Here is a 13,798-nt window from a genome sequence, read left to right as displayed (position 1 = left end):
GCGCAGCCCATCGTCCCAGAGCTCCGCCGGGAGTGAGGCGCCTGTCTGCGAGTCGGCGAGGCAGATGAGCTCTCAGGTGCGCCGGGGTGCTCGAAGCGGGGCGCGAGACCGGCGAGCCGATCAGCCGAGGTCGGCCGACCGATCAGGAGGTGGGGTAGTCCCGTTCCGCCGAGCCGACGTACAGCTGCTGCGGACGCCCGATCTTGGTCTGCGGGTCGTTCTGCATCTCTCGCCAGTGAGCGAGCCAGCCGGGCAGACGGCCGATCGCGAACAGCGGGGTGAACATGCGGGTCGGGAAACCCATCGCCTTGTAGATGACGCCCGTGTAGAAGTCGACGTTCGGGTACAGACGGCGCTCGCGGAAGTAGTCGTCGCTCAGGGCGATCTCCTCGAGCTCCTTCGCGAGGTCGAGCAGCGGATCGACGACGCCGAGCTCGTTGAGCACCTCGTCGGCCGACTCCTTGACGAGCTTCGCGCGCGGGTCGTAGTTCTTGTAGACGCGGTGACCGAAGCCCATGAGCTTCACCCCGTCTTCCTTGTTCTTCACGCGCGCTACGAACCGCTCGACGCTCTCGCCCGAATCACGGATGCGGGCGAGCATGTCGAGCACGGCCTCGTTCGCGCCGCCGTGCAGCGGGCCGTAGAGGGCATTGATCCCCGCGGAGATCGACGAGAACTGGTTCGCGCCGGTCGAACCGACCAAGCGCACCGTCGAGGTCGACGCGTTCTGCTCGTGGTCCTCATGCAGGATGAGCAGACGCTCGAGCGCCCGCGAGACGACGGGGTTGACCTCGTAGTCCTCGGCCATCACACCGAAGTTCAGGCGCAGGAAGTTGTCGACGAAGCTCAGCGAGTTGTCGGGATACAGGAAGGCCTGGCCGACGCTCTTCTTGTGGGCGTATGCGGCGATGACCGGCAGCTTCGCCAGGAGCCGAACCGTGTTGAGCTCGACGTGCTCCGGGTTGTTCGGGTCGGACTGGTCCTCGTAGTACGTCGACAGTGCCGCCGTAGCGGCGGAGAGCACCGACATCGGGTGCGCCGTGTGCGGGAGCGACGAGAAGAAGCGCTTCAGGTCTTCGTGCAGCAGCGTGTGGCGACGGATGCGGTCGTCGAAGTCGGCGAGCTCGTCGGCCGTCGGAAGGTCGCCGTACAGCAGCAGCCACGCCACCTCGAGGTAGGTCGAGTGCTTGGCGATCTGCTCGATCGGGTAGCCGCGGTAGCGCAGGATGCCCTGATCGCCGTCGATGTAGGTGATCGCCGAGCGTGTCGCGGCGGTGTTGACGAAACCGTAGTCGAGGCTCGTGTGGCCCGTCTGCTTTGTGAACGTCGAGAAGTCGACGCTCGAAACTCCGTCGGTTCCGTGCAGCACCGGCAATTCGGCGGTGCGGTCACCGATGGTGACGGTGGCCTTCTGCGGGGTGCCCGTGTCGTTCACGAAGCCTCCTTGCGATCGTCCGGTGCGGTCATTACAGCCTATCGGGCGCACGGGCCTACTCCGTACGGCGTCAAAGGATCAGCGGATCGGTAGGAGAAAACCTACGAAACCGCCAGGCGCGCAGCGGCGGATTCGATCCGCTCCTGCGACGCGGTGAGCGAGAAGCGCACGTGGTGCGGAAAGTGCGTCCCGTAGAAGTGCCCGGGACCGGCCAGGATGCCGCGCTCAGCGAGCCACCCGAGTGTCGACCACGCGTCCTCGCCGAGCGTGGCCCAGAGGTAGAGCCCGGCGTCACTGTGATCGATGCGGAACCCCGCTCGTTCCAGCGCGGGACGCAGCACGTCTCGCCGGCGCCGGTACAGCTCCTTCTGATGAGCGACGTGCTCATCGTCGTGAAGGGCTGCGACCATCGCATGCTGAACGGGCAGGGGCAGCATGAGGCCCAGGTGTTTCCGTGCGGTCAGCAGGCTCGCGACGATCGTCGCATCGCCGGCGAGGAACGCCGCGCGGTAGCCCGCGAGATTCGACTGCTTGCTGAGCGAGTAGACCGAAAGAACTCCCCCGACGTCGCCGTCGCGGACGCGCGGATCGAGGATGCTGGGCACGGTGTCGTGCGCCCATGGGCCGTCCCAACCGAGCTCGGCGTAGCACTCGTCCGAGACCACGACGGCACCGAGCTCGCGCGCGCGAGCCACGATCCCGCGCAGCTCCGCGACATCGAGCACGCGCCCGTCGGGGTTGCCGGGCGAGTTCACCCACACCAGCCGGGTGCCCTCCGGGAAGTCGGCGGGGTCGTCGGCGGCGACGGGCGTGGCACCAACGAGGCGCGCTCCCACCTCGTAAGTCGGATACGCGGCGCGCGGGTGCACGACGACATCCCCCGCGCCGAGGCCGAGCAGCAGCGGCAGCAGTGCCACGAGCTCCTTCGACCCGATGGTGGGGAGCACGTTGGCCGGGGTCAGTCCGGCAACGCCGCGGCGGCGCTCGTACCACTGCACGATCGCCTCGCGCAGCGCCGGCGTTCCGACGGTCTGCGGGTAGGCATGGGCGTCGGTGGCTGCGCGCAGAGCCTGCGCCACGATCTCGGGCGTCGGGTCGACGGGCGAGCCGATCGAGAGGTCGACGATGCCGTCGGGGTGGCGTCGGGCCTGTTCGGCGCACGGCGCGACGGCATCCCAGGGGTAGTCGGCGAGGTCGCGGACGCTCAATGCCCCTCCCCCTGCGGCGGCAATGCGGCCACGAGGGGGTGGTCCTTCGCGATGACGCCGACCTTCGCGGCGCCACCCGGAGATCCGAGATCATCGAAGAACTCGACGTTCGCGGTGTAGTAGTCCTGCCACTCGGCGGGCAGGTCGTCTTCGTAGTAGATCGCCTCGACCGGACACACCGGTTCGCATGCGCCGCAGTCGACACACTCGTCCGGGTGGATGTAGAGCGAGCGCTCGCCCTCGTAGATGCAGTCCACGGGGCACTCGTCGATGCAGGCGCGGTCCTTCACGTCCACGCACGGGAGGGCGATCACATAAGTCACACGACGAGTCTAGTTCGTGCGATCGGAGGCGGCGGCCCTGCGCGCGCCCGCGAACGAAGGCCACCCGACGACGACGGCGATCATGATCGGCAGCGCGAACGTCCAGATCAGGCCCGTGCTCAGCTGGCCTTCCGGCGGAGCCGGCACCACGACCGATCCGCCCGGTCCGCGGCCGGAGAAGACGACGGTGGCGACGAGGGCACCGAGACCGCAGGCCAATGCCGCCCAGCGATCGCTCGTGAGCAGCCGCAGGCCGGCGACCAGAGCGGTGATGCCGGCGGTCGCGACGATCAGCCCGATGGGAAGCACGCCCCAGACGTACGCCTGGGTGATGGTCCCGGCGACACCGTAGACGGCCCCCGCGACAGCGGCGACGAGCCATCCCGCCATGCGGGACCAGGTCTGAGTCACCGAGCCAGTCTAGGCGGCCCACCCCCACGCTCGAAGCGCCGCCGCCACGAGGGCGGCCACCGCCACCACCGCGAGGAACGGCGCTCGCAGAGCGAGAAGCATCGCGGCGGCCACGACGGCGGGTACCCGCGCGTCCACGACGATCGCGGTGCCGGCACCGAGGGTCTGCACGACGACGAGAGCCGACAGGAGGGCGATCGTCAGCTGATCGATGATGCGCTGCGCGCGTTCGCCGTCGAACCATCGCGGCGGAAGCAGGTAGCCCAGGGCTTTCAACGCCACGCAGATGATCGACGCGACGAGGATGCCGGTCCAGGGGGTCATCGCGCCTCCCCCGCCTTCGTCTTCTCGGAATCCGTGTCCGGTGAACGTCTGCCCGGCAGCACCGCGGCGACCATGATCGCGACGGCACCGGCGATGAGCACGGGGATGCCGGGCATCGTGAGGGGCGTGGCGACACCTGCGACGACACCCGCGGCGATCCCGACCACGATCGCCTCCATCCGGCGCAGCCGTGGCCACAGCAGTGCGAGGAAGGCCGCGGCGGCGGCCGCGTCGAGACCGTAGGCACGCGGATCGCCGAGGATGTCGCCGAGCAGAGCCCCGAGGAGCGTGAAGAGGTTCCACCCGACATAGATGCCCACCCCGGTCACCCAGAAGCCGATGCGCCGCGCGCGAGCGCCTGATTGGGCGAGCGCGACGGCCGTCGACTCGTCGATCGTGAAGGGGAACGCGCTCAGCCGCCGCGCGATACTGCCGCCGACCACCGGCGCCATGCGCAGACCGTAGGCCACGTTGCGGACGCCGAGAAGTGCAGCGGAGGCGATGGCTGCGGGCAGGGCGGCCCAGCCGCCGGTGGTGATGACGCCGACGAACGCGAACTGCGACCCGCCCGTGAACATCAGGAGACTGAGCACGCAGGTCTGCCAGACGTCGAGCCCCGCGGCGACGCCCAGCGCACCGAACGACACGCCGTAAGCGCTCGTCGCGACCGCCACCCCGATCCCATCGCGCCACGCGCGCCGCGTCGCGGCATCCTGCTCCATCGCTCCGATGCTATCGACCCGTCCCGCCGACGCCGGATACCCTGACGGAATGAGTCGCGTGTTCACGATGAGTGTCGCGTCGGTCTACGTCCACTACGTGGCCAAGGCGGAGCGGAAAGGCCGGACGCGCGCCGACGTCGATGAGGTGACGCGCTGGCTCACGGGCTTCTCGCAATCAGAGCTCGAGGCCCATTTGACCGCCGGGACGACGTTCGAGGATTTCTTCGCCGCGGCGCACCTGAACCCGGAGGCCACGAAGATCACCGGCGTCATCTGCGGCATCCGGGTCGAAGAGATCGACGACCCGCTGATGCAAAAGATCCGCTACCTCGACAAGTTGGTCGACGAGGTCGCGCGCGGCAAGCAGATGTCGCGCATTCTGCGGGGCTGAGCGCCGCCCGGGCACCGACGCCGCGACCCCGGAGGCCGTGGTCGGCGCTCCGGGGTCGCGGGCGATGCGGCTGAGCCGTGATCAGGCGTTGGCATCCTGACGCTTGAGGCGCGCGGTGGCCCGGGCGCGGTCGGTCGCCGCGAGGACGACCTTGCGGATGCGCACCTTCTCGGGTGTGACCTCGACGCATTCGTCGTCGCGGGCGAACTCGAGCGACTCCTCGAGGGTGAGCACGCGCGGCGGGGTCATCGACTCGAAGGAGTCGGAGGTCGACGAACGCATGTTCGTGAGCTTCTTCTCCTTGGTGATGTTGACGTCCATGTCGTCGGCGCGGGAGTTCTCGCCGATGACCATGCCCTCGTAGACCTCTTCGGTGGGCTGCACGAAGAAGCTCATGCGCTCCTGGAGGGCGATCATCGCGAAGGGCGTCACGACGCCCGAGCGGTCGGCGACGATCGAGCCGTTCTGACGGGTCGTGATCGAGCCGGCCCAGTCGTCGTAGCCGTGCGAGATGGCGTTGGCGATGCCGGTGCCGCGCGTGATCGTGAGGAACTCGCTGCGGAAGCCGATCAGACCGCGGGAGGGGACGACGAACTCCATGCGCACCCAGCCGGTGCCGTGGTTGCTCATGCCGTCCATCCGCCCCTTGCGCGCCGCCATGAGCTGCGTGATCGCACCGAGGTGCTCTTCGGGGGCATCGATGGTCAGGTGCTCGAACGGCTCCTTGAGCTTGCCGTCCTCGCCGCGCTTGGTGACGACCTGGGGCTTGCCGACGGTGAGCTCGAAGCCCTCGCGGCGCATGTTCTCGACGAGGATCGCCAGAGCGAGCTCGCCGCGGCCCTGAACCTCCCACGCGTCGGGACGTCCGATGTCGACGACCTTCAGCGAGACGTTGCCGATCAGTTCGCGGTCGAGCCGGTCCTTGACCATGCGCGCCGTGAGCTTGTGGCCCTTGACCTTGCCCATGAGGGGCGAGGTGTTGGTGCCGATCGTCATCGAGATCGCCGGGTCGTCGACCGTGATCGCCTTGAGCGGCCGCACGTCTTCGGGATCGGCGATGGTCTCGCCGATCGTGATGTCGGGGAAGCCCGCGATGGCGACGATGTCACCGGGGCCGGCGTCGTCGGCCGGGAAGCGCTCGAGGGCGCGGGTCTTCAGCAGCTCGGTGACGCGGGCGTTGCTCGTCGTGCCGTCCGCGCGCACCCATGCGACGGTCTGCCCCTTCTTCAGCGTGCCGTTGAAGACGCGCAGCAGGGCGAGGCGGCCGAGGAACGGGCTCGAGTCGAGGTTGGTGACCCACGCCTGCAGCGGCGCCTCGTCGTCGTAGGACGGAGCCGGAACATGCTCGAGGATGGCCTCGAAGAGCGGCTCGAGGTCGTCGTTGTCAGGCAGTTCGCCGTTGCCGGGACGGTTGCGCGACGCGGCGCCCGCGCGACCCGAGGCGTAGACGACCGGGACGTCGAGCAGCGCGTCGACGTCGAGATCGGGGACGTCGTCCGCGAGGTCGCCGGCGAGGCCGAGCAGCAGGTCGTGCGCTTCTTCCTCGACCTCCGCGATGCGGGCGTCGGGGCGGTCGGTCTTGTTGACCAGCAGGATGACGGGGAGCTTGGCCTCGAGCGCCTTGCGCAGCACGAAGCGGGTCTGCGGGAGCGGACCTTCCGACGCGTCGACGAGCAGCACCACACCGTCGACCATCGACAGGCCGCGCTCGACCTCGCCACCGAAGTCGGCGTGGCCGGGGGTGTCGATCACGTTGATCGTGACCGGCACGTCGGTGTGCACGCCGTTGTAGGTGATCGCCGTGTTCTTGGCGAGGATCGTGATGCCCTTCTCACGCTCGAGATCGTTGGAGTCCATCGCACGTTCCTCGACGTGCGCGTGTTCTCCGAACGAGCCGGTCTGGCGGAGCATGGCATCGACGAGCGTCGTCTTGCCGTGGTCGACGTGCGCGACGATCGCGACGTTGCGGAGGTCAGGACGAAGGGCATGCGCCATGAAGGGGGTCCTCAGGATGAAGGGAAAACGCCGGGATGCCGACGGGACAGTTTAACGCAGGCGCCCTGCGAGTTCGCGGGGCGCCTGCGGAGAGGCCGGGGTCGGGCCTCAGGAGGCGTCGAGAGCCGCGCGACGCTCTGCTCTGCGCCGACGCTGTTCGACCGGATCGGGCACAGGAGATGCGGCGAGCAGCTCGCGCGTGTACGACTCGCGGGGCTGCAGCAGCACCTGCGAGGTCGGACCCTGCTCGACGGTCCGGCCCGACTTGAGCACGAGGATCTGATCCGAGAGCTGGTCGACGACCGCGAGGTCATGGCTGACGAGGATGCAGGCGAACGAGTAGGTCTCCTGCAGCTCCTTCAGCATGTCGAGCACCGCGGCCTGCACCGAGACGTCGAGAGCCGAGGTCGGCTCGTCGGCGACGAACAGCTTCGGGCGCAGCGTGAGGGCTCTCGCGATCGACACGCGCTGCCGCTGACCGCCCGACAGCTCGTGCGGGTAACGCTCGAGGACATCGCGCGGCAGCCGGACGGCGTCGAGCAGCTCGCGCGCGCGGTCGAGCCGCTCAGCCTTGGTACCGACGCGATGAATCGCCATCGGCTCGATGATGCAGTCGCCGATCGGGAAACGCGGGTCGAGCGAGGCCGCGGGGTCCTGGAACACCACCCCGATCTCGCGCCGCACGTTCTTCGCGTTGCGCCCGCGGAGCTTGGCGAGGTCCTGGCCGCCGAGGCGCAGAGTTCCGTCGGCGATGGGCATGAGGCCCAGCACGGCGCGCGCGATCGTCGACTTGCCCGATCCCGACTCGCCGACGATCCCGAGGACTTCGCCGGCGGCGAGGTCGAACGACACATCCTCGACCGCACGGAAGGTCTTGCCCCGACCGGCGTACTCGAGGACGAGCCCCTTGGCCTCGAGCACGACGTCGCGCGACGCGCTCATCGCGGCCCGCGAGGTCAGCTCGGGGTCGAGGCGCGGGACCGCCGCGAGAAGCTTCTTCGTGTACGGATGCTGCGCCCGCGTGAGGACATCCTCGACCGCGCCGACCTCGACGAGGTCGCCCCGATACATCACCGCGACGCGGTCCGCGATGTCGGCCACGACACCCATGTTGTGCGTGATGAGGAGGATGCCGGCGTCGGTTTCGTCCTTGAGTCGCCGCAGCAGGTCGAGGATCTCGGCCTGCACCGTGACGTCGAGGGCGGTCGTCGGCTCGTCGGCGATGATGACCTTCGGGTTCAGGGCGATCGCCATCGCGATGACGATGCGCTGACGCTGCCCGCCCGAGAACTGATGCGGATACTGTTTGATCCGCCGCTCAGGCTCCGGGATGCCGACGATCCGAAGCAGCTCGATGGACCGATCGCGCGCGTCCTCGCCGTAGGCGACGTCGTGCAGCTCGAAGATCTCGGTCAGCTGACGCTCGATCGTCAGCACCGGGTTGAGTGCCGTCATGGGCTCTTGGAACACCATGGCGATCTCGCTCGCCCGGAGCTTGCGCATCTGTTCGTTCGGCATGCCGATCACCTCGGTCTCGCCGACGGTGACCGAGCCGCGCACGATCGCGTTCTCGGCGAGGAGACCCATCGCGGCGAGCGAGGTGACCGACTTGCCCGAGCCCGACTCGCCGACGACGGCGACGACTTCGCCCGGCGCTACGTCGAGCGAGATGCCTTTGACAGCATCGACGTCTCCGGAGCCCGTCAGGAACGTGACCGAGAGGTCGGTGAACTTCAGTGCGGTTCGCGTGGCGGTGACGCTCATGCGCGGTTCCTCCTCTTGATCTCGCGGCGCACGCTGCGCGACTGCCGCGGGTCGTACGCGTCACGGATGCCGTCACCCAGGAAGTTGATCGACAGGGCGATCGCCAGGATCATCATTCCGGGCCACCAGAACAGCCACGGACGGCTCGTGAAGCTGCCCTGGTACTGGCTGATCAACAGACCGAGAGATGTCTCCGGGGGCTGCACGCCGAAGTTGAGGAACGACAACGAGCTCTCCAGAAGAATTGCTCCCGCGATCGCGAACGTGGCATTGACGGCGATGACCCCGATGACGTTCGGGATGAGGTGACGGAAGATGATGCGCGCTCCCCCGGCACCCGAGGCGCGGGCTGCGAGGACGAAGTCGCGCTCGCGGAGCGACAGCACTTCACCGCGCACGAGACGGGCGAGCCCGGTCCAGGTCAGCAACGAGAGCAGGAACGCGAGCAGGATCGGGTTCTTGCCGAGGTTGCCCGCGATCTGACCGACGACGGCCGCGAGGGCGAGCAGCGGGATGACGATGAACAGGTCGGTGATGCGCATCAGCACGGAGTCGACCCAGCCGCGGTAGTACCCCGCGACGGCCCCGATCACGGTGCCGATGACCGTCGACGAGATGCCGAGAACGAGCCCGAGCAGGATCGAGCGCTGCGTGCCCATCATGGTCAAGGCGAAGAAGTCCTTACCGGTGTTCTCCTGACCGAACGGGTGCTCGCCGATGTGGATGCCGTCGCCCCCGAGCCATTCCGGGATGAGACTCAACGTCGGGAGGCCGCCGTTGACGACGTCGCCCGCGGCGCGGTAGTCGTAGGGCCACCACCCCGGGATGCCGGCGAAGCCGACGGAGGTGAAGCTCAGCAGGGTCAGGAAGATCAGCACGACCGCGGAGATCGTCGCCGCGCGGTGGCGCAGGAAGCGCCCCCACACGATCCGGGCCTGCGAGCGAGGCGCCGCGGTGCTCTTGGCGAGAGCTGCGTCCTCCGCCTCGGCGACCGAGAGCACCGACGTCGTGGTCGGGACGTTGTCGTTCGGGTTCGTCATACTCGGATCCTCGGGTCGATGACGGCATAGAAGATGTCCGCCAGCATGTTGAAGACGATCGCGGCCAGGCCGGTCACGAGGAAGAAGGCCATGACCGGGTTCGGGTCGACCTGGGCGAGACCGGTGGAGAAGAGGTCGCCCATGCCCTTCCAGCCGAAGACGCGCTCGGTGATGACCGCGCCGCCGATGAGGCCCGCGAAGTCGAACGCGGCGATCGTCGCGATCGGGATCAGAGCGTTGCGGAACGCGTGGCGGAAGATCACCAGTCGCTCGGGCACGCCCTTGGCCCGCGCCGTGCGGATGAAGTCCTGGTTTCCGACCTCGAGCATCGACGTCCGCGTGTAGCGGCTGTACGAGGCGAGCGAGATCACCGTCAGAAGCAGCGTCGGCAGCAGCATCTGCGTGCCGATGTCGAGGAACGTCTGCCAGAACGTCCCGTCGAAGTTCGGCGTCTGAGCGCCGATCGTCGAGATGGGCCGCGGCTTGCGCTGCAGGAATGACGGCCAGACGCGGAACAGCGAGTCGACGACGGTGAGCAGGGCTCCGCCGAAGATCGTCACGAACGCGACGACGGTCGCCGGGCCGCGGAAACGCCCGCCGAAGAAGCGTCCGATGACGAACGGCACGACGATGGCCAGAAGTGCGCCGGCGGCGAGGACGCCCCAGTTCATGTAGTAGATGAACACGTTCGTCAGTGCCAGATGCATCACCACCACGAGCCCGGCGCTGGACAGGCCCACGACCAGGACCCGCCGGTTGTGCAGACCGACCGACGCCACCGTCGCGCTCAGCGCGAGCAGGACGGTCAGGACGGCCACGCCGATGATGGTCAGGCGCGGCTCACGGAACGCATTGGTCGCGAGCATCAGCGACAGCGCGACGCCGATGAAGACCGTGGTGAAGGCGAAGGTGACCGCGCGACGCTTGAACGAGCCACCGCCGAAGACCTGCACCACGAAGCCGATCAAGACGGATATCACGATGATCTGGACGGGTGACAGCTGCGGATCGCGGATCCAGTCGTTGTACCCGATCGCGAGGTACTCCTTGAAGAGCACCGCGGCCCAGAACACCGGCAGCGAGAAGAAGAGGAAGGTGGCGAAGGTCACGGCGTAGTCGAGGCCCGAGTACTGCCGGATAGCCGTCACGATACCGATCGCGATGCCGATGATGAGGGCCAGCACGGTGGCCAGGAGAACGAGCCTCAGCGTCGAGGCCGCCGCCTGCCCGACGAGTGTCGACACTTCGACGCCCTGTCGGGTGAGGCCGAGATCGCATTGCCCGATGAGGCATTTGCTCGCCCCGAGCAGCCAGGTGAGATACCGGGCGAACCAGGGCTGATCGAGGTTCATGTATTCGATACGCCGGGCGATCAACTGCTCGCGGTTGTCCGCGTTGCTCTCGCGGAGGTCGGCGAGCGGGTCGCCGGAGTTGATCGTGAGGACGTACATCAGGAGGGATGCGGCGAGCATGATGCCCACCGCGGCCGCCAGACGGCGGATGATGAATTTCAGCACGGAAGTCGAGGTCCCTTGGTCGTACGCGGGGCACCTATGTGCCCCTCACGGGAGTGTGGGCCGTCACCGCAGCGACGGCCCACACTCTGGACGTGTCAGAGACAGAATACGTTTATTCTGCGCGCGACCACTTCTCGGCGTTCCACATGATGCCGGTCTGGCCCACGGAGTGCTGAGCGTTCTGGATGTCGGCGGCCGCAGCGTCGACACCGGGGTGAGCGAACAGCGGGATGCCGAACAGGTCGTCCCACAGCTGCTTCTCGATGATCTTCGTCTGCTCGAGGTGCACCGACTCGTCGAGGCTCGTCACCAGCGTCTGCCACGCCTGGTCGACGACCGGGCTCGAGTAGCCGCCGTAGTTCTGCGGCTTGTCGGTGGCGTAGATGTTCTGGCCCGAGGTGATCTGGCCGGAGCCGGCCCAGGCGAACAGTGCCACGTCGTAGTCGCCGCGCTCCTGGGTTCCGCCGGGCTGGAAGAAGTCGGCGTTGCCGACGTCCTGGATGTCGAAGCCGGCCTGGTCGCAGGACGACTTGATGAGAGCGACCTCGTCAGCGCGACGCGGGTTGGGCGCCGAGTAGCCGATACGGACGACCGTGCCGGCAGCACCGGCGGCGTCGACGAGGGCCTTGGCCTCTTCGAGGTTCGGCTCGTCGTAGCGGCCGTCGTAGGCAGCCGAGACGACCTCGTCGTAGTTCTCCTGGAACGGGAATACCTCGCGGGCGTTCATGACCTCGGCGTCGGCGCTCACGGGCTTGATGAGGTTGTCGACGATCTGCTGGCGCGGAACGCACATCGCGAACGCCTGGCGCAGCTCGAGGCTGTTCGCGAGCGACGCGTTGCCCTTGAAGTTGAAGTCGAGGTGCTCCCACGTCAGGGTCTGGCCGGTCAGCAGCTGAGCGGCGTCGCCGAGCTCCTCGATCTGCGAGACGGTGTCGACCGAGGGCTGCGGGGCGATGACGTCGAGGTCACCGTTCTGCAGCGCCTGGACCATTGCGTCCTGCTCGACGAAGCGGATGACGAGCTCGTCATTGGCCGCGGGCTCGCCGTAGTAGTTCTCATTGCGCTTGAGGGTCACCGACTGTCCGGCCTCCCACGACGAGAGCACGTACGGACCGGAGCTGGGGATGAGCGCCTCGTCCGGCAGAGTGCCGGGCGCGGTGTTCCATCCGGTGTTCCAGAAGTCGGCCGCGTCGGCGAGAGCAGCCGCGTCGCCGCCGCGGATCGCCTCGACGAGCTCCTCGGTCGACAGGCCGCCCTGCTCGGCGACGACGTGCGCGGGGCTGAGCAGCCAGGTCTGGATCTGCCAGTCGGGGTCGGGCGCGGCGAACTCGACGGTGAACGACTTCGCGTCGGCGTCACCCTGCGGGCCCGCGGGAACGGTGTCGCCCAGGTCCTGCGAAACGGAGTTGAAGAGGGGGCCCTCGGCGCCGGCGAGGTTCGGGTTCTGCACGCCCCACGCGAGAACGGCGTCGGCGACCGTGATGGGCGTGCCATCCGACCACTTCGCGTCATCGGCGATGGTGTACTCGACGACCATCGGGTCTTCGGAGATCAGCTCATACGAGCCCAGGTCGGCGTTGGGCTGAATGGCCCCGACCTCGTCGAAGTAGCTGAAGCCCGCGAGGAGCCGGTCCACGATCGCGGAGTTGTACGTCGAGTACGTCTCCGGCGTGAAGCCGTTGTAGCTGATGAAGTCGTTCGGACCGACCGAAACGGCGATCGACTGGCTCGTCGAGTTCGCCTCCTGGTCGCCGCCGTCCGCCGGCGCGCAGCCGGCGACGACGAGCGCCAGGGCTGCGGCGCTCGCGGCCGCCATGGAGATACGCGTAAAACGCATTCCCACTCCTGTTCTCTTGATGATCCGGGCGACGGAAGACCTTTCCGTTCCCCGCTCGGTGACCTGGTCGCCGAGCTCAGATGAGAACTACCCTTGCGTGCGTTCGTTTCCAACGTGTTGCGCGAAACGAGTTCGTTAGCAAAATGTGTCCTACGCATGCCGCCGACGGCGTACGCCTTGCTCATTGCGAAGCGGCGGGGCTGAGCACTTGTGCACCCGCGCTGCATCCGCGCAGGAGGGTGACCCGACTCCGGCCGCGCGAGCGGTGATCAGCCGCCGAAACCGAGCGCGATCGCCGCCCACACGACGATCACCGCGAGCGGGATCAGCACGGCACGGTTCCAGGAGCGGGTGATGGGCTCTGCGGGTGCCTCCGAGGCGTTCTCATCCCACGCGGCGCGGATCTCTTCGATCTCTCTCACCGCGGTCGGCATCTTCGCTGCTTCTTCGCGCACGCTCGACCAGGCGCCGCGTCCGACGCGCGCCGGTCTGCTCGGCGACGGCCCGCCGAAGGCCGCGATGGACCGCCCGTCGACGGTGTCTACGGTGACCTGCCAGCGCAGCCGGATGTCGCTCACCGCCGGCCACGGCACCCGTGTCACACGGAGCGGGTTCGCGATCACGATCGCCCGCTCGTCGGTCGCCACGTACGGAGCGTAGAGCAGCGTATAGATCAGCCACACCGCGAGAAGGACCCACGGCGCGAGCAGCAGCCCCTGCACTACGCCGCCCCGCACGAAGGCGTCCCCGAGGAGGAAGGCACCGAGCAGACCGGCGCCGACGACCGCGATGGTCGCCGACGCCGGACGGTAGGTCTTGCTCATACCGGGC

Annotated in this window: 13 protein-coding genes; 1 reads left to right on the top strand and 12 read right to left on the bottom strand. The window is 68.0% G+C overall.

Annotated elements, in window-relative coordinates; genetic code table 11:
• Positions 1 to 142: 142 nt before the first annotated feature.
• From DEU36_RS00815 to DEU36_RS00790, 6 genes are all read right to left on the bottom strand, one after another.
• Positions 143 to 1,435 (bottom strand): citrate synthase, encoded by a 1,293-nt coding sequence (locus DEU36_RS00815; protein WP_120262504.1) that lies wholly within the window; start codon positions 1,433 to 1,435, stop codon positions 143 to 145.
• A 101-nt stretch (positions 1,436 to 1,536) separates the two neighbouring features.
• The gene (gene dapC, locus DEU36_RS00810; RefSeq protein ID WP_120262503.1) at positions 1,537 to 2,643 is read right to left on the bottom strand and encodes a succinyldiaminopimelate transaminase; all 1,107 of its coding nucleotides are present in this window, start codon (positions 2,641 to 2,643) and stop codon (positions 1,537 to 1,539) included.
• Complete coding sequence (gene fdxA / locus DEU36_RS00805; RefSeq protein ID WP_094261453.1) at positions 2,640 to 2,966, bottom strand: ferredoxin; 327 nt, start codon at positions 2,964 to 2,966, stop codon at positions 2,640 to 2,642. The genes dapC and fdxA overlap by 4 nt, the downstream gene beginning before the upstream one ends.
• 9 nt (positions 2,967 to 2,975) lie before the next feature.
• On the bottom strand, positions 2,976 to 3,377 hold the full coding sequence (locus tag DEU36_RS00800) for a histidinol dehydrogenase (RefSeq protein WP_120262502.1): 402 nt from the start codon (positions 3,375 to 3,377) through the stop codon (positions 2,976 to 2,978).
• Positions 3,378 to 3,386: 9 nt separating this feature from the next.
• A complete protein-coding gene (locus DEU36_RS00795; RefSeq protein ID WP_120262501.1) occupies positions 3,387 to 3,701 on the bottom strand; it encodes an AzlD domain-containing protein in 315 nt (104 codons plus the stop codon).
• Positions 3,698 to 4,423 (bottom strand): AzlC family ABC transporter permease, encoded by a 726-nt coding sequence (locus DEU36_RS00790; protein WP_120262500.1) that lies wholly within the window; start codon positions 4,421 to 4,423, stop codon positions 3,698 to 3,700. The genes DEU36_RS00795 and DEU36_RS00790 overlap by 4 nt, the downstream gene beginning before the upstream one ends.
• Before the next feature lie 49 nt (positions 4,424 to 4,472).
• On the opposite strand from DEU36_RS00790, the gene DEU36_RS00785 reads away from it, so the two are divergent.
• Positions 4,473 to 4,814, top strand: coding sequence for a DUF2200 domain-containing protein (locus tag DEU36_RS00785; RefSeq protein ID WP_120262499.1), 342 nt, complete (start codon positions 4,473 to 4,475; stop codon positions 4,812 to 4,814).
• Positions 4,815 to 4,895: 81 nt separating this feature from the next.
• On the opposite strand, the gene typA is transcribed toward DEU36_RS00785, so the two are convergent.
• The 6 genes from typA to DEU36_RS00755 all read right to left on the bottom strand — a co-directional run bounded on the left by typA (position 4,896) and on the right by DEU36_RS00755 (position 13,791).
• A complete protein-coding gene (typA, locus tag DEU36_RS00780) occupies positions 4,896 to 6,809 on the bottom strand; it encodes a translational GTPase TypA (protein WP_120262498.1) in 1,914 nt (637 codons plus the stop codon).
• 108 nt (positions 6,810 to 6,917) lie between these two features.
• A complete protein-coding gene (locus tag DEU36_RS00775; RefSeq protein WP_120262497.1) occupies positions 6,918 to 8,573 on the bottom strand; it encodes an ABC transporter ATP-binding protein in 1,656 nt (551 codons plus the stop codon).
• A complete protein-coding gene (locus tag DEU36_RS00770; RefSeq protein WP_120262496.1) occupies positions 8,570 to 9,613 on the bottom strand; it encodes an ABC transporter permease in 1,044 nt (347 codons plus the stop codon). The genes DEU36_RS00775 and DEU36_RS00770 overlap by 4 nt, the downstream gene beginning before the upstream one ends.
• The gene (locus DEU36_RS00765; protein ID WP_120262495.1) at positions 9,610 to 11,130 is read right to left on the bottom strand and encodes an ABC transporter permease; all 1,521 of its coding nucleotides are present in this window, start codon (positions 11,128 to 11,130) and stop codon (positions 9,610 to 9,612) included. The genes DEU36_RS00770 and DEU36_RS00765 overlap by 4 nt, the downstream gene beginning before the upstream one ends.
• Positions 11,131 to 11,242: 112 nt before the next feature.
• Positions 11,243 to 12,967: an ABC transporter substrate-binding protein gene (locus tag DEU36_RS00760; protein WP_120262494.1), complete on the bottom strand. Its 1,725-nt coding sequence runs from the start codon at positions 12,965 to 12,967 to the stop codon at positions 11,243 to 11,245.
• A 269-nt stretch (positions 12,968 to 13,236) separates the two neighbouring features.
• Positions 13,237 to 13,791 carry a PH domain-containing protein gene (locus tag DEU36_RS00755; RefSeq protein ID WP_120262493.1) on the bottom strand — a complete coding sequence of 185 codons (555 nt, stop codon included), beginning with the start codon at positions 13,789 to 13,791 and terminating at the stop codon, positions 13,237 to 13,239.
• Positions 13,792 to 13,798 lie beyond the last annotated feature (7 nt).

Origin of the sequence: Microbacterium sp. AG238 (assembly GCF_003610405.1) — a bacterium.
Lineage (GTDB): Bacteria > Actinomycetota > Actinomycetes > Actinomycetales > Microbacteriaceae > Microbacterium.
Note: the sequence above shows the minus strand (reverse complement) of the source record. Positions and strands in the feature narration are given on the sequence as shown.

Excerpts from the sequence above, each read along its gene's own strand:
- DEU36_RS00795 (WP_120262501.1), bottom strand. The coding sequence starts at position 3,701 with ATGACCCCCTGGACCGGCATCCTCGTCGCGTCGATCATCTGCGTGGCG.
- DEU36_RS00790 (WP_120262500.1), bottom strand. The coding sequence starts at position 4,423 with ATGGAGCAGGATGCCGCGACGCGGCGCGCGTGGCGCGATGGGATCGGG.
- DEU36_RS00785 (WP_120262499.1), top strand. The coding sequence starts at position 4,473 with ATGAGTCGCGTGTTCACGATGAGTGTCGCGTCGGTCTACGTCCACTAC.
- typA (WP_120262498.1), bottom strand. The coding sequence starts at position 6,809 with ATGGCGCATGCCCTTCGTCCTGACCTCCGCAACGTCGCGATCGTCGCG.
- DEU36_RS00775 (WP_120262497.1), bottom strand. The coding sequence starts at position 8,573 with ATGAGCGTCACCGCCACGCGAACCGCACTGAAGTTCACCGACCTCTCG.
- DEU36_RS00770 (WP_120262496.1), bottom strand. The coding sequence starts at position 9,613 with ATGACGAACCCGAACGACAACGTCCCGACCACGACGTCGGTGCTCTCG.
- DEU36_RS00760 (WP_120262494.1), bottom strand. The coding sequence starts at position 12,967 with ATGCGTTTTACGCGTATCTCCATGGCGGCCGCGAGCGCCGCAGCCCTG.
- DEU36_RS00755 (WP_120262493.1), bottom strand. The coding sequence starts at position 13,791 with ATGAGCAAGACCTACCGTCCGGCGTCGGCGACCATCGCGGTCGTCGGC.